22 protein-coding genes are annotated in these 21,600 nt (G+C 70.0%); 13 read left to right on the forward strand and 9 right to left on the reverse strand.

The genetic code is table 11. From position 1 onward, the window contains the following. Positions 1-2 precede the first annotated feature (2 nt). The 6 genes from pheA to HOV77_RS00910 all read left to right on the forward strand — a co-directional run bounded on the left by pheA (position 3) and on the right by HOV77_RS00910 (position 4,967). Entirely contained in the window at positions 3-953 is a 951-nt protein-coding gene (pheA, locus tag HOV77_RS00885; RefSeq protein WP_290856029.1) for a prephenate dehydratase, read from the forward strand. Positions 954-956: 3 nt separating this feature from the next. Continuing rightward, the gene (locus HOV77_RS00890; RefSeq protein WP_290856031.1) at positions 957-1,310 is read left to right on the forward strand and encodes a metallopeptidase family protein; all 354 of its coding nucleotides are present in this window, start codon (positions 957-959) and stop codon (positions 1,308-1,310) included. 81 nt (positions 1,311-1,391) lie between these two features. After that, positions 1,392-2,132, forward strand: a complete 741-nt coding sequence (locus tag HOV77_RS00895; protein ID WP_290856033.1) for an AIM24 family protein — start codon at positions 1,392-1,394, stop codon at positions 2,130-2,132. A 77-nt stretch (positions 2,133-2,209) separates the two neighbouring features. Then, on the forward strand, positions 2,210-2,794 hold the full coding sequence (locus HOV77_RS00900) for a hypothetical protein (protein WP_290856036.1): 585 nt from the start codon (positions 2,210-2,212) through the stop codon (positions 2,792-2,794). Positions 2,795-2,868: 74 nt separating this feature from the next. Then, the gene (gene serS / locus HOV77_RS00905) at positions 2,869-4,128 is read left to right on the forward strand and encodes a serine--tRNA ligase (protein WP_290856038.1); all 1,260 of its coding nucleotides are present in this window, start codon (positions 2,869-2,871) and stop codon (positions 4,126-4,128) included. Between the two features lie 68 nt (positions 4,129-4,196). Beyond that, positions 4,197-4,967, forward strand: a complete 771-nt coding sequence (locus HOV77_RS00910; RefSeq protein WP_290856165.1) for an HAD hydrolase family protein — start codon at positions 4,197-4,199, stop codon at positions 4,965-4,967. Between the two features lie 145 nt (positions 4,968-5,112). On the opposite strand, the gene HOV77_RS00915 is transcribed toward HOV77_RS00910, so the two are convergent. From HOV77_RS00915 to HOV77_RS00935, 5 genes are all read right to left on the reverse strand, one after another. Continuing rightward, positions 5,113-5,718: a response regulator transcription factor gene (locus HOV77_RS00915; RefSeq protein ID WP_290856040.1), complete on the reverse strand. Its 606-nt coding sequence runs from the start codon at positions 5,716-5,718 to the stop codon at positions 5,113-5,115. After that, positions 5,715-6,896 carry a histidine kinase gene (locus HOV77_RS00920; RefSeq protein WP_290856042.1) on the reverse strand — a complete coding sequence of 394 codons (1,182 nt, stop codon included), beginning with the start codon at positions 6,894-6,896 and terminating at the stop codon, positions 5,715-5,717. The genes HOV77_RS00915 and HOV77_RS00920 overlap by 4 nt, the downstream gene beginning before the upstream one ends. A gap of 6 nt (positions 6,897-6,902) precedes the next feature. Further along, entirely contained in the window at positions 6,903-7,631 is a 729-nt protein-coding gene (locus HOV77_RS00925; protein WP_290856044.1) for an ABC transporter permease, read from the reverse strand. A 1-nt stretch (position 7,632) separates the two neighbouring features. Continuing rightward, on the reverse strand, positions 7,633-8,526 hold the full coding sequence (locus HOV77_RS00930) for an ABC transporter ATP-binding protein (RefSeq protein ID WP_290856046.1): 894 nt from the start codon (positions 8,524-8,526) through the stop codon (positions 7,633-7,635). 199 nt (positions 8,527-8,725) lie between these two features. Then, on the reverse strand, positions 8,726-9,301 hold the full coding sequence (locus tag HOV77_RS00935; RefSeq protein ID WP_290856048.1) for a bacterial proteasome activator family protein: 576 nt from the start codon (positions 9,299-9,301) through the stop codon (positions 8,726-8,728). Between the two features lie 193 nt (positions 9,302-9,494). Here HOV77_RS00935 and HOV77_RS00940 point away from each other — a divergent pair, with 193 nt between their 5' ends. After that, positions 9,495-10,688, forward strand: a complete 1,194-nt coding sequence (locus HOV77_RS00940; RefSeq protein WP_290856050.1) for an ABC transporter substrate-binding protein — start codon at positions 9,495-9,497, stop codon at positions 10,686-10,688. A gap of 22 nt (positions 10,689-10,710) precedes the next feature. On the opposite strand, the gene ddaH is transcribed toward HOV77_RS00940, so the two are convergent. After that, the gene (gene ddaH, locus HOV77_RS00945; RefSeq protein WP_290856169.1) at positions 10,711-11,493 is read right to left on the reverse strand and encodes a dimethylargininase; all 783 of its coding nucleotides are present in this window, start codon (positions 11,491-11,493) and stop codon (positions 10,711-10,713) included. 80 nt (positions 11,494-11,573) lie between these two features. Between ddaH and HOV77_RS00950 the strand changes: the two genes are divergently transcribed. Beyond that, entirely contained in the window at positions 11,574-12,017 is a 444-nt protein-coding gene (locus tag HOV77_RS00950) for an Lrp/AsnC family transcriptional regulator (RefSeq protein ID WP_290856052.1), read from the forward strand. Between the two features lies 1 nt (position 12,018). Here HOV77_RS00950 and HOV77_RS00955 read toward each other — a convergent pair whose 3' ends face one another. Beyond that, positions 12,019-13,038, reverse strand: coding sequence for a hypothetical protein (locus HOV77_RS00955; protein WP_290856055.1), 1,020 nt, complete (start codon positions 13,036-13,038; stop codon positions 12,019-12,021). Positions 13,039-13,133: 95 nt separating this feature from the next. On the opposite strand from HOV77_RS00955, the gene HOV77_RS00960 reads away from it, so the two are divergent. After that, positions 13,134-13,736: a molybdenum cofactor guanylyltransferase gene (locus tag HOV77_RS00960; RefSeq protein WP_290856057.1), complete on the forward strand. Its 603-nt coding sequence runs from the start codon at positions 13,134-13,136 to the stop codon at positions 13,734-13,736. On the opposite strand, the gene HOV77_RS00965 is transcribed toward HOV77_RS00960, so the two are convergent. Together HOV77_RS00965 and HOV77_RS00970 are read right to left on the reverse strand one after the other, a co-directional pair. Then, complete coding sequence (locus HOV77_RS00965; protein WP_290856059.1) at positions 13,691-14,572, reverse strand: fructosamine kinase family protein; 882 nt, start codon at positions 14,570-14,572, stop codon at positions 13,691-13,693. The genes HOV77_RS00960 and HOV77_RS00965 overlap by 46 nt on opposite strands. Before the next feature lie 10 nt (positions 14,573-14,582). Further along, positions 14,583-15,605, reverse strand: coding sequence for a DUF4192 domain-containing protein (locus HOV77_RS00970; RefSeq protein WP_290856061.1), 1,023 nt, complete (start codon positions 15,603-15,605; stop codon positions 14,583-14,585). A gap of 180 nt (positions 15,606-15,785) precedes the next feature. Here HOV77_RS00970 and moaA point away from each other — a divergent pair, with 180 nt between their 5' ends. The 4 genes from moaA to HOV77_RS00990 all read left to right on the forward strand — a co-directional run bounded on the left by moaA (position 15,786) and on the right by HOV77_RS00990 (position 21,518). Next, complete coding sequence (moaA, locus tag HOV77_RS00975) at positions 15,786-16,781, forward strand: GTP 3',8-cyclase MoaA (RefSeq protein ID WP_290856063.1); 996 nt, start codon at positions 15,786-15,788, stop codon at positions 16,779-16,781. Next, positions 16,782-17,012, forward strand: a complete 231-nt coding sequence (locus HOV77_RS00980; protein ID WP_290856065.1) for a MoaD/ThiS family protein — start codon at positions 16,782-16,784, stop codon at positions 17,010-17,012. Between the two features lie 6 nt (positions 17,013-17,018). After that, positions 17,019-18,236: a metallophosphoesterase gene (locus HOV77_RS00985; protein WP_290856068.1), complete on the forward strand. Its 1,218-nt coding sequence runs from the start codon at positions 17,019-17,021 to the stop codon at positions 18,234-18,236. A gap of 198 nt (positions 18,237-18,434) precedes the next feature. Then, a complete protein-coding gene (locus HOV77_RS00990) occupies positions 18,435-21,518 on the forward strand; it encodes a UvrD-helicase domain-containing protein (protein WP_290856071.1) in 3,084 nt (1,027 codons plus the stop codon). Positions 21,519-21,600: the final 82 nt, after the last annotated feature.

The following is a 21,600-nucleotide window of genomic DNA, read 5'->3' on the forward strand; positions in this document are numbered from 1 at the left end:
GTATGCCAGGCGTACCACCGACCCGTTTCGTCTATCTCGGCCCGGAGAGCACCTTCACCGAGCAGGCGCTGCTGACCATCCCGGCCGCCGGGCGCGGAACGCGTACGCCGGCGCGCAGTGTGCCCGAGGCATTGGATGCGGTCCGGCACGGTGAGGCCGACGCCGCCCTCGTGCCGATGGAGAACTCCGTCGGCGGCCAGGTCGGGGTGACCCTGGACGAACTCGGCATAGGCGATCCGCTGGTGATCACCCGGGAGGTCGTGATCCCGGTCGAGTTCGTGCTCGCCGCCCGGCCCGGGATGCGGCTGGACCGCGTGACTTCGGTGGCCGCCCATCCGCAGGCGAGCGCACAGTGTCGCGCCTGGTTGCGCGCGCACCTGCCCGACGCCACCGTCATCGACGTGCTCTCCAACGGAGCGGCCGCCCAGGACGCCGCGAGCGGCGCAGTGGACGCGGCGATCTGCGCGCCGATCGCGGTCGACCGCTTCCGGCTCGCACTGCTCGCCGACAAGATCGCCGACCATCCCGACGCGGTGACCCGATTCGTGCTGCTCTCCCGGCCAGGTTCACCACCCGCACCGACTGGTGACGACATCACCTCGCTCGCCGTGTTCATCGCTCACGACCGGGTCGGCGCGCTCCTCGCCGTCCTCACCGAGCTCGCCGTACGCGGAGTGAACCTCATCCGCATCGAGTCGCGTCCCACCGGTGAGGCGCTCGGCCGGTACGCCTTCTTCCTGGACTGCACCGGTCACGTGGCCGACGCCCGGGTCGGCGAGGCGCTGCAAGGGCTGCGCCGGATCTGCGCCGCCGTACGCTTCCTCGGCAGTTATCCGCGTGCGCTGCCCCCCGGCGCCGTGGAGCGTCCGGTGCCGCCGCCCGCCGGGCTGGCCGACACCGATTACGCCGACTCCGCCGCCTGGCTCGCCCGGCTGCGTACCGACGGGGCCTGAACAATGCCGGTCGAGATGTCCCGCGAACGGTTCGAGGAGCTGGTCGGCGAGGCGCTCGACGAGGTGCCCCAGGAACTGCTGCGCCTGCTCGACAACGTGGTGATCCTGGTGCAGGACGAACCGCCGCCGGGCGAGGGCAATCTGCTCGGGCTGTACGAGGGGTACGCGCTGACCGAACGCGGCTGGGACTATGCGGGTGTGCTGCCCGACCGGATTCTCATCTTCCGCGGTCCGACCCTGCGGATGTGCGAGGACGAGGACCAGGTGGTCGAGGAGGTCGCCGTGACCGTCGTCCACGAGCTGGCCCATCACTTCGGCATCTCCGACGAACGGCTGCACGAGCTCGGCTGGGACTGACTCGGCTGGAGTCGGGAGCTTGCGGGGAGGTCGTAGGCTGCTGGTTCACACCCCTGTCGTTGCTGTCAAGGAGCACCCCTCATGCGCAGTGCGCTGTTTTCCGCGGAGAACCTGGAGAAGGAGTCCACCGAGCCCGGTCTGCGCCTTCAGAGCTCGAAGATGCTGAAGGTCGAGCTGAACGGCGAGGTCATGGCGCGTACCGGTGCCATGGTCGCGTACCAGGGTCAGATGCAGTTCCAGGCGCTCGGCTCAGGCGGCGTCGGCAAGTGGATCAAGAAGGCGATCACCGGTGAGGGTGTGCCGCTGATGAAGGTCAGCGGCCGGGGCGACCTCTTCCTCGCCGACCGCGCCTCCGACATCCACCTGATCGACCTCGACCAGGGCGACGCGCTGTCCATCAACGGCGCGAACGTGCTGGCCTTCGAACCGACCCTGAACTACGACATCAAGATGGTCCAGGGCATGGGCATGCTCTCCTCGGCGGGCCTGTTCAACTGCGTCTTCAGCGGCAAGGGCCGCATCGCGATCACCACCAAGGGCACGCCCGTAGTGCTGACCGTCGACGCCCCGACGTACGCCGACCCGCAGGCCGCGATCTGCTGGTCGGCCAGCCTGCAGACCGGCTACCACCGCGCCGACCAGCTCGGCATCGGTACGCTCCTCGGCCGGTCGACCGGCGAGGCGTTCACCATGAGCTTCACCGGCCAGGGCTTCGTCGTCGTGCAGCCGTCCGAGGAGCCGCCGCAGGGCTTCGGCGCGGGCCACGGCTCCGGTCAGCAGGCCGGTGGCGGTGGCATGCTGGGTGGCCTGCTCGGCGGCTGATCCGCCGGTAGATCGAGGCAAGCGGACGGCCCGCCGAGCGGACAGCGCGGCGGGCCGTTCGGCGTCAGAATGGCCCCATGTCCGAAGACGTCCTCGAGTTCGGTACGCCCCGACCGGCTATCCTCCGCTTCGCAGTGCCCTCGGCGGTGCCGCCGATCCTGGCAGTGCTCAGCGTCGCCGTCTTCTTCGGCTCGCTGATGTATCCGTGGCAGACGACTCGGCTCACCGGGACCGACGAGTACATGTCGTTGAGCGGCAACGACATCATCGAGTACGCCCTCACCACCGGCGCCGGTTTCGCGTACCTCATGGGAATGATGGGCCTGGGCGCGATCACCGCGACGGTGGTCTTCGGACGACGGCGGCACCGGCGGCCGTTGATCGTGGCCGGAACCGGTTTGGCCGTGATGATCGTGGTGGTGCTGGTCTCGCTGATCGCGCTCGGGGGACGAGCGATCGCCGCCAACTACGGCCTGGCCGGCCGGGCCACCACGGAGACGATGGTGGAGGTGGGCCTCTATCTGGCCCTCGCGGCACCGATGATCGCCGGCGCGGCCCTGCTCCTCAGCCTCTCGACGACGCGGCGGCGGCGGATTCCGGCCGAGCCGTACTACGACGAGGAGGGCGACGCGGTCGCCGACCTGACCGTGACCGCCGCCTGACCGGGGGACTGCCCCGGTAAGCACAGGGCGAAACCGAGGTGAGACAGATCAACGGCGCTCGGTAGGCTTGTCGCATGATTGATCTGCGCCTGCTCCGGGACGACCCGGACCTCTTCCGAGCCAGCCAGCGCGCCCGCGGCGAGAACGAGTCGTCCGTGGATCGCCTGCTGAGTGCGGACGAGGCGCGCAGGTCCGCTGTGCAGCGCTTCGAAGGGCTGCGGGCCGAGCAGAAGACCCTGGGCACCGAGATCCGCCAGGCGAAGGGCGATGAGAAGACCGCCCTGCTGGAGCGGACCAAGCAGCTCGCGGCCGAGGTGAAGGCGGCGGAGGCGGCCGGCGCGGAAGCCGAGGACGAGCTGCGCCAGGCTCACCTCGCCGTGGCGAACCTGGTCGAGCCGGACGCCCCGCCCGGGGGCGAGGACGACTACATCGTGCTCAAGGAGGTCGGGGTCAAGCCCGAGATCGCCGATCCGAAGGACCACCTGGCCCTCGGCGAGCTGCTCGGCGCGATCGACACTCCGCGCGGCGCGAAGGTGTCGGGCGCCCGCTTCTACTACCTCACCGGGATCGGCGCGCTCCTGGAGAACGCCCTGCTTCAGCTCGGCATCCAGCAGGCCGTCGAGAACGGCTTCATCCCGATGGTGCCGCCGGTCCTGGTCAAGCCGGAATCGATGGAGGGCACCGGCTACCTCGGTGCGCACGCCAGCGAGGTCTACCATCTGCCGGCCGACGACCTCTACCTCGTCGGCACGAGCGAGGTGCCGCTGGCGGCGTACCACAAGGACGAGATCCTGGACCTCGACGGACCGCGACGCTACGTGGCCTGGTCGACCTGCTTCCGGCGGGAGGCGGGCTCCTACGGCAAGGACACCCGGGGCATCATCCGCGTGCACCAGTTCAACAAGGCCGAGATGTTCGTGTTCTGCGCCCCGGAAGAGGCGCAGGCCGAGCACAAGCGCCTGCTGGCCTGGGAGGAAGAGCTGCTCGGCAAGCTGGAGCTGCCCTACCGGGTGATCGACACCGCGGCGGGCGACCTCGGCTCCAGCGCGGCCCGCAAGTACGACTGCGAGGCTTGGCTGCCGAGCCAAGGCCGGTACCGCGAGGTCACGAGCACCTCGAACTGCACCACCTTCCAGGCGCGGCGGCTCAACATCCGCCACCGTGACGCCGAAGGCAAGTCGCAGACGGTGGCGACCCTGAACGGAACGCTCGCCACGACGCGCATGCTCGTGCCGCTGCTGGAGAACCACCAGCAGCCGGACGGATCGGTCCGGGTGCCCAAGGCGTTGCAGCCCTTCCTCGGCGGCCGCGACCTGCTCGAACCGATCAAGTGACTGTTCCGAGCCGTCCGGCCCGCCTCGCCGGGCCGGACTTCGCTCCGCAAGCCCGGCGCCCGAAACTCGTGGTGACGGACCTGGACGGCACCATCGTCCGGACCGACGGCACCGTTTCGGCGCGCACCGACGCCGCTTTCGACCGCGTACGCGACGCCGGAGTGCCGATCGTGGGAGCCACCGGGCGCGGGCCCCGGCTCACGGGCATGTCCCGGGGCGACCTGCCGTCGGCGGACTACTTCGTGCTCGGCGGCGGCGGACGGGTGCTCGACCTGACCGGCGACGACCCGCGAGTGCTGCTGGACCTGCGGTTTCCTGGTCGCGTACTGGCGGAGTTGATGCCGCAACTGGAAGCCGAGTTCGGCCCCTTGCAGCTGACTGTGGAAGCACTCGACGCCGAGAACGCACCACTGTGGAGCGAATGGGAGCAGTGGCCCTATCCCGACCCGATCGACTTGCGTACGCGGGACGAGATGTTCGCCGCCTCCATCATCAAGGGATTCCTGCAGGTCGCACCGGAGTTGGGCGCACGCCTCACCCAGGAGGCGCACCACCCCGACGTCGAGATCATCCAGGCCTGGCCGGGCTTCGTAGAGATCCATCCGCCGGGAGTGGACAAGGCGAGCGGGCTGACCGTCGTCACCGAGCTGCTCGGCATCGACCCGGCCGACGTGCTGGTCTTCGGCGATCAGCTCAACGACGTACCGAGTTTCGCCTGGGCCGGTCACCGGGTCGCGGTCGCCAACGGGCATCCGACAGTGCTCGGGATGGCTGACGAGGTCACTGCCGCCAACGACGCCGACGGGGTCGCCGAGTACCTCGAGCGCCTCTTCTCGTAGCTCGCGTTGGGGTTCGCGGCGCGTCGGGTCCGCCTCGCAGCGCGTTATGCGGGATAACGCGGCCTCCGCGCGAAAAATAGCCGCGTTATCCCGGATAACGCGGAAGGCCCGCGCAGAAGCCGCGCGGGACAAAAGGGACAAGAAGCTAGAGCCACCCCTGCGCCCGAGCAGCCTGAACAGCCTCCATGCGGTTGCGCGTACCGGTCTTGCCGATGGCAGCCGAAAGGTAGTTGCGAACGGTGCTCTCGGAGAGGTGCAGCCGCGTAGCGATCTCCGCGATGGTCGCGCCGTCGACCGCAGCGGACAGGACGTCACGTTCCCGCTCGGTGAGCGGATTAGGGCCGGCCGCCAGGGCAGCTGTCGCCAGCGCGGGGTCGACGACGGTCTGCCCGGCCAGCACCTTGCGGATCGACGAGGCCAGCTCCTCGACCGGCCCGTCCTTGACGAGGAAAGCGCGGGCGCCTGCGTCCATCGCGCGGCGCAGATATCCGGGCCGGCCGAAGGTCGTCAGGATGACGACCTTGCAGTCGGGCACCTCGGTCCGCAGGTCGGCGGCCGCGTCCAGGCCGGTCCGGCCGGGCATCTCGATGTCCAGCAGCGCCACGTCCGGCCGGTGTTCGCGGGCGGCGGGCACGACCTGGTCGCCCCGGTCGACCTGCGCCACCACCTCGATGTCTTCTTCCAGGCCCAGGAGCAGCGCCAACGCGCCGCGCATCATCCCCTGGTCCTCGGCCAGCAGCACGCGAATCACGACTCGCTCCGTTCTCGCGGCACGTCCGCGCGCAACGTGAACCCCGGTCCGCTCTGGGTCAGCGTCCCGTCCAGGGCCGCCAGGCGCTCACGCAATCCCCGCAGGCCGTTACCCTCCGTCGCGGTCGCGGCGCGACCTCGGCCGTCGTCGCGCACCGTCAGCGACCAGGCGGTTGCGCTTCGGTCCAGCATGATCCGAGTTGTACGCGCACCGCTGTGCCGGATGACGTTGGTTGCCGCCTCGCGTACGACCCAGGCGAAGGCCTGATCCACAGCGGACGGCAACTCGTCGGTGCGGATGGAGAGCCGGATGTTCGTCTCGATCCCCGCGTCCGTGAGCGCGCCGCGAGCCCCGTGGAGCTCGTCGGAGAGCGGGCGTTCGCGATAACCGGTGACCGCCTCGCGGACCTCGGCCAGCGCCTTGCGCCCGACCTCCTCGATCTCCGCGGCCTCCTTGGCGGCCGCGGCCGGATCGCGTTCGGCGAGCCGGCGGACCACTTCGGACTTGACCACGATGAGCGACAGCGAGTGGCCGAGCAGGTCGTGCAGATCGCGGGCGAAGCGCAGGCGCTCTTGCTCGACAGCGGACCGGGCCAGCTCGGTCCGGGTGCGGTCGAGTTCTCGGATCAGCCGGATCATGTTCCGCACGACGAGCACCATCGCGGTCGCGAGCAGCACGTTCAGGACGAGCGACGCGACGTCGCCCAGCTTGTCGCCGGCGAGCAGTCCCATCCCGCCCAGGAGGAGTGAGCTGCCCCCGACCCAGAAGTACGCCGTCGGCGGTGGATAGAGCGAGACTCCGGCGACCGCGACGTAGAGGATGAGGATCAGCGCGCCGCCGGCCGCCTCGCGGGTGTAGAAGACGGCGAGGATGATCCCGAGGATCGTGAACGCCCAGAGCGCCATCTGATCGCGCAGCGGTGGGAACGGCAGGCGACTGCCGAACCCCCGCATCACCACGTAGAGATACAGCGCGACGTAGGCGGCGAACAGGACGAAGGCCAGCCACGGGGTGTCCGTGGCTCGCAGGACGTCGTCCGCGAGGCTGAGGATCGGAAAGGACCAGACCAGCGCCCACACCCCGCCGATCATTCGCCGCTTGCGCAGCTCCTTCGGGGTGATCGGATCGCTGAGCCGGGCCCTTTCCTCAGCCGACATGAACGGCGCGAAGATCTTCATCGCGGTTTATTTTGCCGCTGCCGAGCGTCGATAGGCCAGCGCCGCGAGCGCGGCGAAGACAAGAGCCCAGCCGGCGATGATCGCCCAGCCCGTTCCGGACTGCGTATCGTGCTGGAGGACGGCGTACCCGGCCTGGGTGAACCGGTAGCTCGGCGACCACTCCACGATCTGCTGCATCGTCTTGGGCATGTCGTCGCTCTGGATGAAGATCCCGCCCGCGAAGGCCAGACCGAAGCTGACCAGGAAGCTCGCCGGCTGCGCCAGGTTCGGCGGCAGAACGAAGCCGACGGCCAGCCCGACGAGGGCGAACGGCACGCTGCCCAGCCACATCAGCAGCACCAGGAGGGCCAGCTGCCCGACGCTGAAGTCCACGTTCCGGGCCATCCCGATGACGCTCACGACCAGCACGGCCGGAATCGCGACGAGCGAGCAGGCGATCGCCTTGGTGATCACGACGGTCGCCGGCGGCAGCGGAGTGATCCGCAGCTGGCGCAGCCAGCCGGCCGAGCGTTCGTGCGAGACGCCGACGCCGCTGGAGAAGGTGCCCAGCAGGGCCCCGTATGCCGCCCACGCGACCATCAGGTAGGCGAGGATCTCCTTGGTCTTCTCCGGAGTGTCTCCCTTGATCGAGCCGCCCAGGGCGAGGAACAGGATCACCGGCATCGCCACGGTCAGGATGATCAGCCGCGGTTCCCGGTACATCCGGCGCAGCTCGAACTTCAGGTACGCGAGCATCTCAGACCTCCGAGGTGGCGCTGGTGAGGGCGAGGAAGGCTTCTTCGAGGCCGGCTCCGGCCACTTCGAGGTTGCCGAAGGCGCGTCCGCTGGTGACCAGGGCGCGTACGGTCGCGTCCGAGTCGTCGCAGCGGAGCAGGGCGCGGTCGCCCCGGATGTCGACGGCGGTGACGCCGGGCAGCCGGTCCAGTCCCACCGTCCCGGCTCCTTCGAGATCGAAGCTCACCGTACGCCCGGAGACCGCCTTCTTGATGTCCGCTCCGGTGCCGTCGGCGATGATCCGCCCACCCGAGACGACGATCACGCGATCGGCGAAGTCATCGGCCTCGGCGAGGTAGTGGGTGGCGAACAGCACTGTCCGGCCGCCCTCGGCGTACGAGCGCATCGTGGCCCAGAACGCCTGACGGCTCGCCACGTCCATGGCCGAGGTCGGCTCGTCCAGCACGAGCAAGTCGGGGTTGCCGGCGAGGGCGAAGGCGAACCGCGCCCGCTGGGCCTGCCCGCCGGAGAGCTTGTCCAGCCGCCGGCCCGCGATGTCGGTGAGGTCGGCGGTCTGCAGGATCTGCCCGGTGGGCAGTGGCTTCGGGTAGATCGCCCGGGCCAGCTCGACGAGCTCCCGCACGGTCGCGTTCGGCACGAAGCCCGCGTCCTGCAGCATCGCGCCGATCCGGCCCGCGCGCACCGCCTTGTGCGGGTTGGTCCCGAACACCTCGACCGTGCCGGCGGTCGGCTCGATCAAGCCGAGCAGCATGTTGATCGTGGTGGACTTGCCGGCGCCGTTCGGGCCGAGCAGAGCCACCGTCTCCCCAGGGGCGATCGACAGATCGATACCGTCGACCGCCCGCACCGAGCCGAAGTCCTTCGTGACCCCGGTCAGTTTCAGTGCGTCCGTCATGAGATCGACGGTAGGCGGCCGCCGGCTCAGGTTTCAGATGCGCCGATCCCGAGTTCCGTAGGACAAATGTCCCGGTGGCCTTGTCGCCGGCCCGCGGCGCGGCCGTATCGCGGCAGATCAGGGTTCTCGGTCGAATCTTGGCGCATGACTCGACCCAGATCCGTGATCCAGCGCGAAAGGCGCCCGGTGGCTGGACGGGTCAGAGGTACTGGCCGGTGCCCCGGCCGTCGCCGGTCGGCGGTTGCCCCGTGCCCGGCGGAAGGGTGAGCCCCGGCGGAAGCGCCCGCGGCTGCTGCCCACCGCGCATCTGCTCCAACTGCAGCCGGGCCGCCATCTGCTGAGCGACCAAGGTCGCCTGGATGCCGTGGAACAAGCCTTCCAGCCAGCCCACCAGCTGGGCCTGCGCGATCCGCAGCTCGTCCACGCTGGGCGTCGTCTCCGCGTCGAACGGCAGCGACAGCCGCTCCAGCTCGTCTCGCAGTTCGGGGGCGAGCCCGTCCTCCAGCTCGACGATCGACCGGCGGTGGATCTCGGCCAGGCGCTGCCGGCCCGCCTCGTCCAGCGGGGCGGAACGGGCCTCTTCGAGCAGCTGTTTGATCATGCTGCCGATGCGCATGACCTTGGCCGGCTGCTCGACCAGGCGGGCCGGATCCTCCTCGGTCGGCTGACCTTCGCCCTGCGGCACTTCGACCGTGCCGACCGGACGCCCGTCCTGCCCGACGACCACCACCGTGGCCCGGTCGTCGTTGCGGCCCTCAGCCCGTTCCTCAGCCATGAATCCTCCGCGCTCGCCTGCCCGAACCCCTCATGCCTATCACATCCGCGTGGGGAGCGTCCCCAGACGTCTCTGGCTTGCCTTCCATAACAGTTCGATGATCAAGCATTGACCTAGTGACATTTCACCGGTAGAACGCCGAAGTGGACTTTGCTCGCCGGGTCGGGTGGGGGGCACCGCGCTTGGAGGACATGTGAGTGAGATCGGCAAACCGCTCGTCCAGCGCCGGACGGCTCTGCGCGCCCTCGGTGGCCTGGCTCTCGGCGGGTTGACCGCCGGTGCGGTCAGCGGGTGCGACACGGCCGGTTCGGCCAGCGGGCCGACCGGGACCGTCTCCATCGGACTACTCATCCCGCAGACCGACGAACTCAAGGCCATCGGCTCGGACATCTACGACGGATTCAAGCTCTACACCGATCTCAATCGGCCGTTCGGCACGTACGACGTCACGATCGTGCAGGCCGAGGAGCGGGACAAGCCGGAGGAGAGCAAGGCGGCCGTCGACCGGCTCATCAAGCAGGGCGTATCGGCGATCGCCGGCGTGGCCCTGCCGGAGACGCTGCTGGCCATTCGCGACACCGTGGAAAACGCGCACATCCCGCTGATCAGCGCGCACCAGAATCCGAACTCGCTGCAGAGCGTACTGTTCATCTGGAGCTCGTCCTATGTGGGCAGAGAGCCGGGCGTCGCGCTCGGCCGCTACCTGCAGGCCATCGGGGCCAGCGTCGTGGTCGTCGGGAACTCCGAACTCACCAGCACCGACGCCGTCGCGGGATTCCATGAGGGATACGCCAAGGCGATCCCCAAGGACCGCGTCTTCAAGCTCGGGACGCAGACTACGTCCTCAGTGGTGTCCTCGATCGAGGGTCTGAAGCCAGACGCGGTGTTCTGCGCGTTGACCGGGGCGACCGGACTCGCCTTCATCAAAGTACTCCGCGGTGCGGGCGTCGACGCCGACCTGTACGCACCAGGCGACCTCACCGAGGGCAGCGCGCTCGACACGGTGATCGGCAGTCTCGGGGAGAAGACGGCGGCGGGGATCTACACGGCGATGAACTACTCGGCCGACCTCTCCAACGCCACCAATCAGCTGTTCGCCTCGCGCTTCCGCGCCACCGTCCGGCGGACCCCCTCGGCGTACGCGGTCGCAGGCTGGGATGCCGCACAGGCGCTCGACAAGGCCATCCGGGCCTGTGGCGAGGCACAGCCGTCGCGCGACCTGATCAACGCCAAGCTCGGCGGCTTGGGTCAGATCACCAGTCCCCGGGGCACGATCGCGTTCAACCAGACGCGTACGCCGCTCCAGAAGTGGTATCTGCGCCGGGTGATGAAGGACGGCCCGAAGCTGGCGAACGTGACCGTCCGGAGCCTGGCGACCCTGGGCTAGCCGAAGACACGGCGCCGGCGGATCAGGAGCGCAGTTCGGCGACGCAGCACTTGACGCTGCCGCCGCCCTTCTTCAGCTCGCTGAGATCGATCGCCACCGGGCGGTATCCGGCGGCGGCCAGCTTCTCGGCGTACGCCGTCGCCTCGGTGTTGACCAGCACGTTGTGCCCGTCGCTGACCAGGTTGAGGCCGAACGCGAGGGCGTCGGTCTCGTCGGCGAGCACGGCGTCCGGGAAGAGCTGCGCGAGCACTCGTTGCGAGCTGGCCGAGAAGGCCCCGGGGTAGTACGTGATCCGGTGGTCGTCCAGCACCGCCAACGCGGTGTCCAGGTGGTAGAACCGATCGTCGACCAGCCGCAGCGAGACCACCGGGCGGCCGAGCACCTCCTGCGCCTCGGCGTGGGCCGCGGTCTCGGTCCGGAAGCCGTGCCCGGCGAGGATCAGCCCCCGCCCCGGCAGGTACGCGAAATCGCCCTCACCCTCGTTGACCTGCGTCGGCGGGACGAACTTCCAGCCGCCGACCGATTCGTAGAAGGTGCGGTGGGCGTCCGCTTCGGCGGCGCGCTCGGCGTACTTGAACCGGGCGCCGTAGACGATGCCGTCGACGCTGAACGCGCCGTTGGCGGCGAAGACCATGTCGGGCAGGCCGGCGACCGGAGTGAGCACGTGCACCTGATGGCCGAGGTCGAGCAGCGCCGTCCGCAGCGCGTCCCACTGCTTCACCGCGCGGTCGCGGTCGACCGGCTGGTCGGCCCGCATCCACGGGTTGATCTCGTACGCCACGGTGAAGTGCTCGGGCGGGCTCATCAGGTAGATCACGATCACCTACAGTAAGGAGGGCCTGGGGACGCGAACAGCCGTTTATCATGCGTCTGAGGAGCGAAACGTTGCAGCTTGACGAGGTGGACAAGCGAATCATTGCGTCGCTCGTGTCAGACGCCCGAGCCTCGTACGCCGAGATCGGCGCGATCGTGTCGTTGTCGGCTCCGGCGGTGAAGCGCCGGGTGGACCGGCTGCGCTCGGCCGGCGTGATCAAGGGCTTCACCGCGGTGATCGATCCGGCCGCGGTGGGCTGGACGACGGAGGCGTTCGTCGAGCTCTTCTGCACCGGGCGGACGACTCCGGCGCAGATCGCCGTGGCGGCTCGACGGCATCCGGAAGTGGTCGGGGCGTACACGATCTCCGGGCGGGCCGACGCGCTCGTGCATCTGCGCGCAGCCGACATCGCTCACCTGGAGCAGGCGCTCGAACGGCTGCGCGCCGAACCCTTCGTCACGAGTACGCACAGCATGATCGTGCTGTCGCGGCTCGTGGAGAATCCCGTGCCCTGAACTACAGGTACATGCCGGTGCGCTCGGGGAGGCCGGGCTTGTCACCCTCGCTGTAGAAGCGCTTGCCCCCGAACTCGCCCTGCAGCCGGTCGTCGAGTTCGTCGGCGAGCCCGGTCATCACCTGGATGGCCAGCACGAGGTGGGTGGCCTGGAACCTGCGGCCCATCACGGGCACCGACGCCCACACCGTCCCGTTCGTGCAGTAGAGCCGACCGATCGGCATCCGGTTGGTCAGGTCGGAGAGGCGTACGAACAGCTGCTCGGACGGCTCGACCTCGGTCAGCAGCGGGGAGAAGACGTCGACCAGCGGCGGGTTCTCGCGAACCTTGACGAAAACCATCGCCGAGCCGGACCGGATGCCGATGTCGCCGTCCTGGTCGACGGTCAGCTCCTCGGGCGTCGTCTTGAGCAGCGCGGCGACCACCGTACGCACGCGCTCCGGCAAGTCGAGGCCGCCGTCGTCGGGGTCGTCGCCGTCCGCCAGCTCCAGGTCGGCCTCGGTCAGCGCGAGCGAGGACTCGGGCCGGGCAGTACCCAGGCCGGTGAGCGTGATCGCCTCTTCCTCCTCGTCCCGCGCCCCGTAGACGACGAACGCCGGGTGCGGCGCGCCGTAGACGTCGCGCAGGGTCCGGGTCAGCGTCACCGCAAGCTGCGGCGCGAGGTCGACCGAGGTGTTCTGGCCGAAGTGCTCCCGCGAGCCCGGGATGACGCCGGGCGGCGACCAGCCGAGCTCGATCATCGCCGCGACGGCGTTGCGGTCGAGCTTGTAGCCGGTGGGCAGCAGGCCGTTGCCGACCGCCATGGCCGAGAGCAGGTTGTCCTCGCCGACGGTCACGCCGACGGAGTAGACGACGTCGCCGGTCCCGTACGCGGTCGGATCGACCGTCAGGAAGAGCTCCGACTTCGGCGGCAACGTCGGCAGCGCCTCCGCCAGCGCGCCGGCGAAGTCCCGCCACGCCTGGGTCACCTTCGCGGCCAGGTCGGACGTGGTGGGTTCGTCCAGCAGATGGAACTCGGTCATGACGGGCCTCCGATCCAGTCCCCGCAACCCTACCCACGCCGATATCGGCTTCGGCATCGCATGGTTGGTAGGCCGACAGCCCTACTGTTAGCCATATGACATTCGCGGCGATAGTGCTTGCCGGTGGAGCGGCCCGGCGGCTGGGCGGCGTCGCGAAACCATTGCTCACGGTCGAGGGCACCGCTCTCCTCACGCGCGTCCTGACCGCAGTCGCAGACGCTCGGCCTCGCATCGTGGTGGGGCAGGTCGCCAGCCTTCCGGCGGACGTCCTGATCACCGTGGAGAATCCGCCCGGCAGTGGGCCCGTGCCCGCCCTTCGCGCCGGGGTCGCGCTCCTGCCCGACGACGTCGAGACCGTCGCGATCCTCGCCGCCGACCTGCCTTTTCTCACCGACGGCACGGTCCGCGCGCTGCGTACCGCCCTGGGGGAGAACGAGGCCGCCGTACTGCTCGACGCCGAGGGCCGCCGCCAGCATCTCGTCGCGTACTGGCGAGTGGGCGCGCTGAGAGCAGCGCTGGAGACCCGGTCGCCCCGGGTCCGCGATCTCTATCCGGTACGCACAGCGGAAGCGCACCCCGCGCAAGCGCGGCTCCCGGAGTATCTGGACTGCGACACCCCGGCCGACTTGGAACTGGCCCGGAGATTGGCGGCTCAGAACCCCAGCGCGTCGAGTTCCCCGAGGACGGCCGGGCGGTAGCCCCCGCCGAAGAGCGCGGTGTGCACCAGCATGAGGAAGATCCGATGGCAGGGGAGCAGGTTCCGCCAGCCGTGCGGCAGCGGGAACTCCTCCTGGTACGCCTCCAGCACCAGCCCCAAGTACGCGACTCCGCCGAACAGCCCGAGGCTGGCGAGATCGGTCAGCCGGTTGCCGCCGTGGGCCGCCGGATCGACGAGCCACCCGCGACCCGACTCGTCCCAGAGCACGTTGCCCGGCCAGAGGTCGCCGTGCAGGCGAGCGGGCGGTTCGCCGGGGTCGAAGTCGCCGAGCCGCTCGGCCAGGCGCTCCACCCGGGCCAGATCGTCGCTGCTCAGAGCACCGTTCTCGTGGGAGAGCACTGCGTACGGGAGCAGGCGGCGGGTGGCGTACCAGGTGCTCCAGGGGCCTTCGCTGGGCGTGTTGTCCATCGGCAGCGACCCGATGTAGCCCGGCCAGGGTGCACCGAAGGAGTCCGCGCCCGACGCGTGCAGCCGGGCGAGCCCCCGGCCGAACCTCGCCGCGCCCGCCTCGGTCGGCTCGCCCGGCTCCACCCATTCCAGGGCGAGCAGCTCGGGCAACGCCACGACCACTTCGGGCACCGGCAGCGCCTCCGCCGCCCGCAGCCAGCTCAACCCGCTCGCCTCGGCCTCGAAGAACCCCGGTGGCGGCCCGTCCGGATGCGGCCAGGTCTTGGCGAACAGCGAGGTCCCGTCGTCGAGCGTGAGCCGGGAGGCGCTGCTGATCGAGCCACCGCCGACCGGCGTCTCCCGGATGCGCTGATGCGTCAGGAACGTCGGCAGCAGATGCGGATGCTCCCGCAAGAAGGCGAAGTCCACCCCGAAGACGTTAGGCGCTCTCGTCCGCCGGAGTGGACCGGCCGCGCCGTACGCCGAGATCGCGCAGACTCCGTTGGCTGGGCCAGCGGCCGAGCGTCGAGCCGGGCAGACCGCGGAGCATCGCGTCCTGGATGAGCTTGGCCAGCGAATAGTCGGCGTCGGCGGTCAGCGCCCGATCCAGGGCCACCCCGGCGAGCGGCCCGTTGCCGTCGCGCCAGGCGGCGAAGGCGAGCAGGGTCGCCGGCGGCGCGGCCAGTTCGGGATCGGCTCGCCGGGTCACGTCGGTCCACAGGCTCAGCTGCCACGGTTCGTGATCAGTGCTCTCCCAGGCTCGGTCGCGTACCGGGAGCGAGTGCAGCAGCAGGGTCAGCCAGGCGATCTGCTCGTCGGTCAGGCGTACGCCCCGGCGCCCGGCGGCCAGCGCGCCGTCGACCGCCACGAACCCGGCTGCGCGTACGGCGGGCTGACCGTCCCGCACGCCGTTGTCCCAGGCTCGCTGGATGAGCCGGACCAGCCGCTTCCCGGCGAGGTCGACCGCGCGGGACATCGCTCGCGCGGCTTGGCCGGTCACCGGTGCGACCTGGTCGCGCAGCGAATCCCGGTCGGGCAGGGCGGTCAGCCCGGCGACGGTCGCCTCCGCCGGGATCGGCGACGCCGCCGCGTCGAACGCGAAGCCGTCCGGCGGAGTGCACTGCTCACAGGAGGCGCAGAAGCATCGGTCGCCGGTCACCCGGACCGCCGCGAGCAGCGGAACCGGGAGCCGGCCGCGTACGCACTCCAGCACCGGGCCGACCACCGCGAGTTCGCCGTACGCGGCGAGCAGCACCGTCTCGACCACCGACCGATCGAGCACCTCGGCGATGGCCCCGGCCAGCCCGTCGACGTCGAGATCGAGATCCCAGCGTTGGACCACGGTGACCGTCGTGTCGCGTAGTCCGACGACCACGAGACTGTCGGCCGGATGGAAGCCCAGCAGATACGGGATGGCAGCGGCCAGATCGGCGGGGTGCCGCAGGGTCAGCGTCGGCGTCATGCGCCCAGGATCTCGGCGGACCGGCCGAGGGTCGAGCGTTGTGGATCATGCTGTGGATAACCCGGGTTATCCACAGGAAGGGCCTGTTCTGGCTGTTCAAACCCCACAGGTATGCCCACAGGGCGGACCCGGGCGAGGGTGGTGCGTGGTTCTGACACACTCTCGCGTTACCGTCGGACGGTGACCTTCGGATTGCTCGACCGTTTCGGCCGGCGCGCCACCGATCTGCGCGTCTCGCTCACCGATCGCTGCAATCTGCGCTGCTCCTACTGCATGCCCGCTGAGGGCCTGCCCTGGCTGCCGAAGGCCGAGATGCTCACCGACGCCGAGATCGTCCGGCTGATCACGGTGGCGGTCGAGCGGCTCGGCGTGACCGAGATCCGGTTCACCGGGGGCGAGCCGTTACTGCGGCCCGGCCTCCCGGAGATCGTGGCGGCGGCAGCCCGGCTGCGACCGAGGCCGCACCTGGCTCTCACGACCAACGGCATCGGCCTCGACCGAGTGGCACCGGGGCTGGCGGCAGCCGGGCTCGACCGGGTCAACGTCTCGATCGACACTCTGCGGGCCGACCGGTTCGCCCAGATCACCCATCGCGACCGGCACTCGGCGGTGCTCGCCGGGATCGTGGGCGCGGCCGAGGCCGGGCTGACCCCGGTCAAGCTGAACGCCGTCCTCCTACGCGGGATCAACGACGACGAGGCCCCCGACCTGCTGCGATTCGCTTTGGCCCACGGCTACGAGCTGCGGTTCATCGAGCAGATGCCGCTGGACGCCCAGCACGGCTGGTCGCGCGAACTGATGATCACGGCCGATGAGATCCAGACCGCTCTCGCCACCCAGTTCGACCTCACCCCAGATCCGAGCCCCCGCGCGGGTGCACCCGCCGAGACCTTCCTGGTCGACGGGGGACCGGGCCGGGTCGGCATCATCGCCAGCGTGACCCGCCCCTTCTGCGGAGACTGCGACCGCACCCGGCTCACCGCCGACGGGCAGATCCGCAACTGCCTGTTCGCGACCGAGGAGAGCGATCTGCGTACTGCGTTGCGCGGCGGAGCGGACGATGATGCGCTGGCCGAGCGGTGGCGGCGCGCAATGTGGGGCAAGCGCGCCGGGCACGGAATCGACAATCCGGAATTCCTGCAGCCCGCCCGGGGCATGTCAGCGATCGGAGGCTGAGTGATCACGGTTCGCTACTTCGCCGGGGCTCGAGCGGCGGCCGGTGCCACCGAGGCCGAGTTGCCGGACGGCTCCAGCGTCACGGAGCTGACTTCGGCCTCGGTCCCGGCCCTCGCCAAGGTGCTGTCGGCGTCGAGCTTCCTCGTCGACGGGACCGCCTGGCGCGATCGGGACCAACCGTTGCCGGCCGGTTGCACGCTCGACGTGCTGCCCCCCTTCGCGGGCGGCTGAGCGGAGATGGCGGCCTTCCTGATCTTCGGCCTCGTGGTGGCCGGAGCGATCCACTATTACCTCTGGTTCCGGCTCGTACGCAGCACCACCCGGCCGGGGCGGGCTCGCCGCATCGGCACTGGACTCGTGGTCGCGGCCGTGGTCGTCCTCATCGGAGCGCTCGTGCTCACCCGGCTCGACGCGAACCTCGAATGGCTGGCGATTCTGGGCTACGTCTGGCTGGCCGTCATGTTCTACCTGCTCGTGACGCTCGCTTTGCTCGAAATTCCGGCGTTCGTGGCCAAGCGGCTGTCCGGGCGTGGCGTTCGGGGTGCTCCCGACGCGGGCGCTCTTGCCGCCGCGCCCGCCCCGGCGGAGGACGTCGCGGACGTCGACCGCCCCGCTGTGCGTACCCCTGAGGGAGAAAGCCGGAGGTTGTTCGTGGCGCGCGCCGTCGCGATCACCGCGGGGCTCGTCTCGGCCGGGACCGTGGGCTACGGGGTGACCCAGGCGCTGGGCCGGCCGGTGCTGAAGCGGCGCGAGATCGCGCTGGCCAAGCTGCCGCGCGCGATGGACGGCTACCGGGTTGCGCTGGTCTCCGACATCCACCTCGGGCCGCTGGCCGGGCGCAAGCACACCGAGCGGATCGTCGAGATCATCAACGGCCTCGACGCCGACATCGTGACCGTGGTCGGCGACCTAGTCGACGGGACGGTTGCGCAGCTGGGCGATGACGCCGCGCCGCTTCGTCTGCTGCAGAGCAAGCACGGCGCCTACTTCGTGACCGGCAACCACGAGTACTACTCCGGCTACCAGGAGTGGATTCAGGAGGTCGCCGAGCTGGGCCTGAAGCCGCTGCGCAACGAGCGGGTCGAGCTGCCCGGCGGGCTGGACCTGGCCGGAGTCAACGACGTGACGGGCGCGAGCTTCGACGACGGACCCGACTTCGCCAAGGCGCTCGACGGGCGCGATCCGGGTAAGCCGGTCGTCCTGCTGGCCCACCAGCCGATCCAGGTGCACGACGCGGCCAAGCACGGCGTCGACCTGCAACTGTCCGGCCACACTCACGGCGGCCAGATGGCGCCCTTCAATCTCGCGGTCAAGCTGCAGCAGCCGGTGGTGAGCGGCTACGACACCATCGACGGCACGCAGATCTACGTGACAAACGGCGCGGGATTCTGGGGTCCGCCGGTCCGGGTCGGCGCGCCGCCGGACATCACCCTGGTCGAGCTCCGCACCCCGTAGCGTTGATCATGAACCTAGGGTCCGGCTTTGCACCGTGTCGCGCCCCCAGCGCCATGGTCAACGGCCACCGCGCTTCCTGACGCCTGCCACCCACGGTGGACGCCGTGTGGTCAGACTGTGGACGGACTGGAGTCAGACATCTCACGAGCCGGTGTGGCGGCGAGCGCGGCACCGCGCACGCATGCCAGGATTCACCGCGTGCCCCCGCTCGCGCCAGACCCCATCACCCCCTCGTGGGTCGCGGATCTGCACATCCACTCTCGCTACTCGCGCGCCTGCAGCCGCGACCTCGACCTGCCCACCTTGTCGTGGTGGGCGCGTCGCAAGGGGATCGCGTTGCTCGGCACCGGTGACATCACCCATCCGGCCTGGCGGGAGCATCTGCACGAGGCGCTGACCGACGCCGAACCCGGGCTCTACCAGCTGAAACCCGACCTCGAGGCGGAAGTGAACCGGCGGCTGCCCCCGGTGCTCGCGGCCCGCCCGAGCGCGCGGTTCATGCTCAGCGTCGAGATCTCCACGATCTACAAGGCCGGCGAGCGTACGCGCAAGGTCCACCACCTGATCTATCTGCCCTCGCTGGCGGCGGCCGAACGGTTCGCCACCCGCCTCGGCCGGGTCGGCAACCTGGCCAGCGACGGACGGCCCATCCTCGGGCTGCCCAGCCGCGACCTGCTGGAGATCACGCTGGAGGCGGACCCGGAGGCGTACCTGGTCCCGGCGCACATCTGGACGCCGTGGTTCTCCGCCTTGGGTTCCAAAAGCGGATATGACCGGATCGCCGACTGCTACGAAGATCTCGCCGACCACATCTTCGCCGTCGAGACCGGGCTGAGCAGCGATCCCGAGATGAACTGGCGGGTCTCCTCGCTCGACGAGTACGCGCTGGTCTCCAATTCGGACGCACATTCGCCGCAGGCGCTCGGCCGGGAGGCGACCGTCCTCCGGGGCGCGATGGACTACTTCGCGGTGCGTGACGGACTCCGTGATCGCAGCGGACTCGTCGGCACGGTGGAGTTCTTCCCGGAGGAAGGCAAGTACCACGGGGACGGTCATCGGGCGTGCGGAGTCAACTGGACTCCGGCCCAGACCCGGGCGGCCGGCGGCAAGTGCAGCGTCTGTGGCAAGGCCGTGACGGTGGGCGTACTCGCCCGAGTCGAGGAACTGGCCGACCGGACCCCGGGCGCATTTCTGGGAACGCCCGGCGTCGAGCATCTCGTGCAGTTGCCCGAAATCCTCGGCGAGATCGCCGGAGTCGGCCCGAAGAGCCGGACCGTCGAGACGAAGGCCTCCGCCCTAGTCGCCGCGATCGGCCCGGAGCTGCACATTCTCCGGGAAGCGCCGCTCGACCAGATCGGCTCGGCCGGGGGATCCGACCTCCAGGAGGCGATCCGGCGGCTGCGGGCGGGGGAGGTACGCCGCATCCCCGGCTACGACGGCGAGTACGGCGTGATCCGGCTCTTCGATCCCGGTGAGCTGGGCGCGGCCGACGCTCTCTTCGAGGTGCCCGTGGTGCCGGCTGCCCGGGTTCCGGCGCCGAAGCAGCGTACGCCCCGGGCGGGTCGCGAACCCGTGTCCCGGCCGGTGTCGAGCCCGCCGCCGGTCGCCGTGTCACCACCACCGCCTCCGCCGGTCTCGCCGCATGAGCCGTTCGAGCCGATGCTGGCCGGGATGGAGGAGGTCGGCACGGGACTGCTCGACCGGCTCGACGCCATGCAACGGGTGGCCGCGTCGGCTCCGGGTGGTCCGCTGTTGATCGTCGCCGGTCCGGGCACCGGCAAGACGCGTACGCTGACCCACCGGATCGCGTACCTGTGCGCCGAGATGCATGTCTTCCCGGAGCAGTGCCTGGCGCTCACCTTCACCCGGCGAGCCGCCGAAGAGTTGCGGGACCGGCTGAAGGCGCTGCTCGGCCCGGTTTCGGACTACGTGACCGTCTCGACCTTCCACGCGCTGGCGCTATCGGTGCTCCGCGAGCAGGACCGTTCGCTGGTGATCGCCGAGACACCGGACGGGCCCGGGGTGGCTCTGGACGAGCTGGTCCCGCGCCTCGTGTCGTTGCTTCGGGCCAAGCCCGACCTCGCCCAGACGCTGCGGAACCGGTGGCGGTGGGTCTTTGTCGACGAGTACCAGGACGTCGACGCCGATCAGTACGAGTTGCTGCGCCTGCTCGTCCCGGCCGACGGCAACCTGTGCGCGATCGGCGACCCCGATCAGGCGATCTATTCGTTCCGTGGCGCGGATGTGCAGTACTTCCTGCGCTTCGCCAAAGACTTCACCGATGCCCGGTTGGTCCGGCTCACCCGCAATTACCGGTCGTCCGCACCGATCATCGCGGCAGCGGTGCAGGCGATCGCGCCGACCTCGCTGGTTCCGGGGCGGCGGCTCGACCCGGCCAAGGTCGATCCCGAGGCGTCGCTCATCGGCCGGTACGCCGCTGGTTCGGCGGCCGAGGAGGCCGACTTCATCGCGCGTACGGTGGACGAACTGGTCGGCGGGGTGTCGCACCGGTCGAAGGCGGACACCCGGGGCGTGCAGTCGGTCACCGTCTCGTTCACCGATGTCGCCGTTCTTTACCGGACCGACGCCCAGGCGGCCGCCATTGTGGACGCGCTGCAACGAGCGGGGATTCCGGTGCAGAAGCGGTCGCACGACCGGCTGCGCGACCGGCCCGCCGTCAGCGCGATCGCGGCCGAGATGCGGCTCGCCCCAGTCGGCGAACAAATCGGGCTGATCTCGCGAATGAAACAAGCCGCCCAAGTGTTGGCCGAACGCCCAGCCCTGGACAGCACGCTCAGCCCGGAAGACCTGTGGGCCGCCGTCGACCTGCTCACTCCGTTGGCCCGGCGGTGCGAAAAGGCCGGGCTGGAGACATTCCTCACGGAGCTGGCCACCGGAGCCGAGGTCGACGCCTTGGACCCCCGGGCCGAGGCGGTAACGCTGCTCACCCTGCACGCCGCCAAGGGCCTGGAGTTCCCGGTGGTCTTCCTCGCCGGATGCGAGAACGGGTTGCTGCCGCTCCGGCTACCGGGCGCCGCCACCCGGCTGACCCCGGAGGAGCAGGCCGCCGCCGAGGCCGAGGAACGGCGGCTGTTCTTCGTCGGGATCACCCGCGCTCAGCGCCGCCTGTATCTGACCCACGCGGCCAAACGGTACCGCTACGGATCGGAGCGAGAGGCCAGCCCGACGCCGTTCCTCGAGACGATCGACGCCGGTCTGCTCGAATGGCTCGGCGACACCGCCCCGGTACGCCGTCGCGACCAGCAACTGCGGCTGCTGTAAGAAAAGCGGGCCGATCCCGTCAGGACTGGCGTAACCGGAGCGGATGAGGCAGGGTGTTCCCAGGATTTCTTGATGCTCACGG

The organism is Hamadaea sp. (assembly GCF_013362815.1).
GTDB lineage: Bacteria > Actinomycetota > Actinomycetes > Mycobacteriales > Micromonosporaceae > Hamadaea.

Bases quoted from the DNA above. Each gene is read 5' to 3' on its own strand.
- pheA (WP_290856029.1), top strand. From the start codon at position 3: ATGCCAGGCGTACCACCGACCCGTTTCGTCTATCTCGGCCCGGAGAGC.
- HOV77_RS00890 (WP_290856031.1), top strand. From the start codon at position 957: ATGCCGGTCGAGATGTCCCGCGAACGGTTCGAGGAGCTGGTCGGCGAG.
- HOV77_RS00895 (WP_290856033.1), top strand. From the start codon at position 1,392: ATGCGCAGTGCGCTGTTTTCCGCGGAGAACCTGGAGAAGGAGTCCACC.
- HOV77_RS00900 (WP_290856036.1), top strand. From the start codon at position 2,210: ATGTCCGAAGACGTCCTCGAGTTCGGTACGCCCCGACCGGCTATCCTC.
- serS (WP_290856038.1), top strand. From the start codon at position 2,869: ATGATTGATCTGCGCCTGCTCCGGGACGACCCGGACCTCTTCCGAGCC.
- HOV77_RS00920 (WP_290856042.1), bottom strand. From the start codon at position 6,896: ATGAAGATCTTCGCGCCGTTCATGTCGGCTGAGGAAAGGGCCCGGCTC.
- HOV77_RS00925 (WP_290856044.1), bottom strand. From the start codon at position 7,631: ATGCTCGCGTACCTGAAGTTCGAGCTGCGCCGGATGTACCGGGAACCG.
- HOV77_RS00930 (WP_290856046.1), bottom strand. From the start codon at position 8,526: ATGACGGACGCACTGAAACTGACCGGGGTCACGAAGGACTTCGGCTCG.
- HOV77_RS00935 (WP_290856048.1), bottom strand. From the start codon at position 9,301: ATGGCTGAGGAACGGGCTGAGGGCCGCAACGACGACCGGGCCACGGTG.
- ddaH (WP_290856169.1), bottom strand. From the start codon at position 11,493: ATGAGCCCGCCCGAGCACTTCACCGTGGCGTACGAGATCAACCCGTGG.
- HOV77_RS00955 (WP_290856055.1), bottom strand. From the start codon at position 13,038: ATGACCGAGTTCCATCTGCTGGACGAACCCACCACGTCCGACCTGGCC.
- HOV77_RS00960 (WP_290856057.1), top strand. From the start codon at position 13,134: ATGACATTCGCGGCGATAGTGCTTGCCGGTGGAGCGGCCCGGCGGCTG.
- HOV77_RS00970 (WP_290856061.1), bottom strand. From the start codon at position 15,605: ATGACGCCGACGCTGACCCTGCGGCACCCCGCCGATCTGGCCGCTGCC.
- HOV77_RS00985 (WP_290856068.1), top strand. From the start codon at position 17,019: ATGGCGGCCTTCCTGATCTTCGGCCTCGTGGTGGCCGGAGCGATCCAC.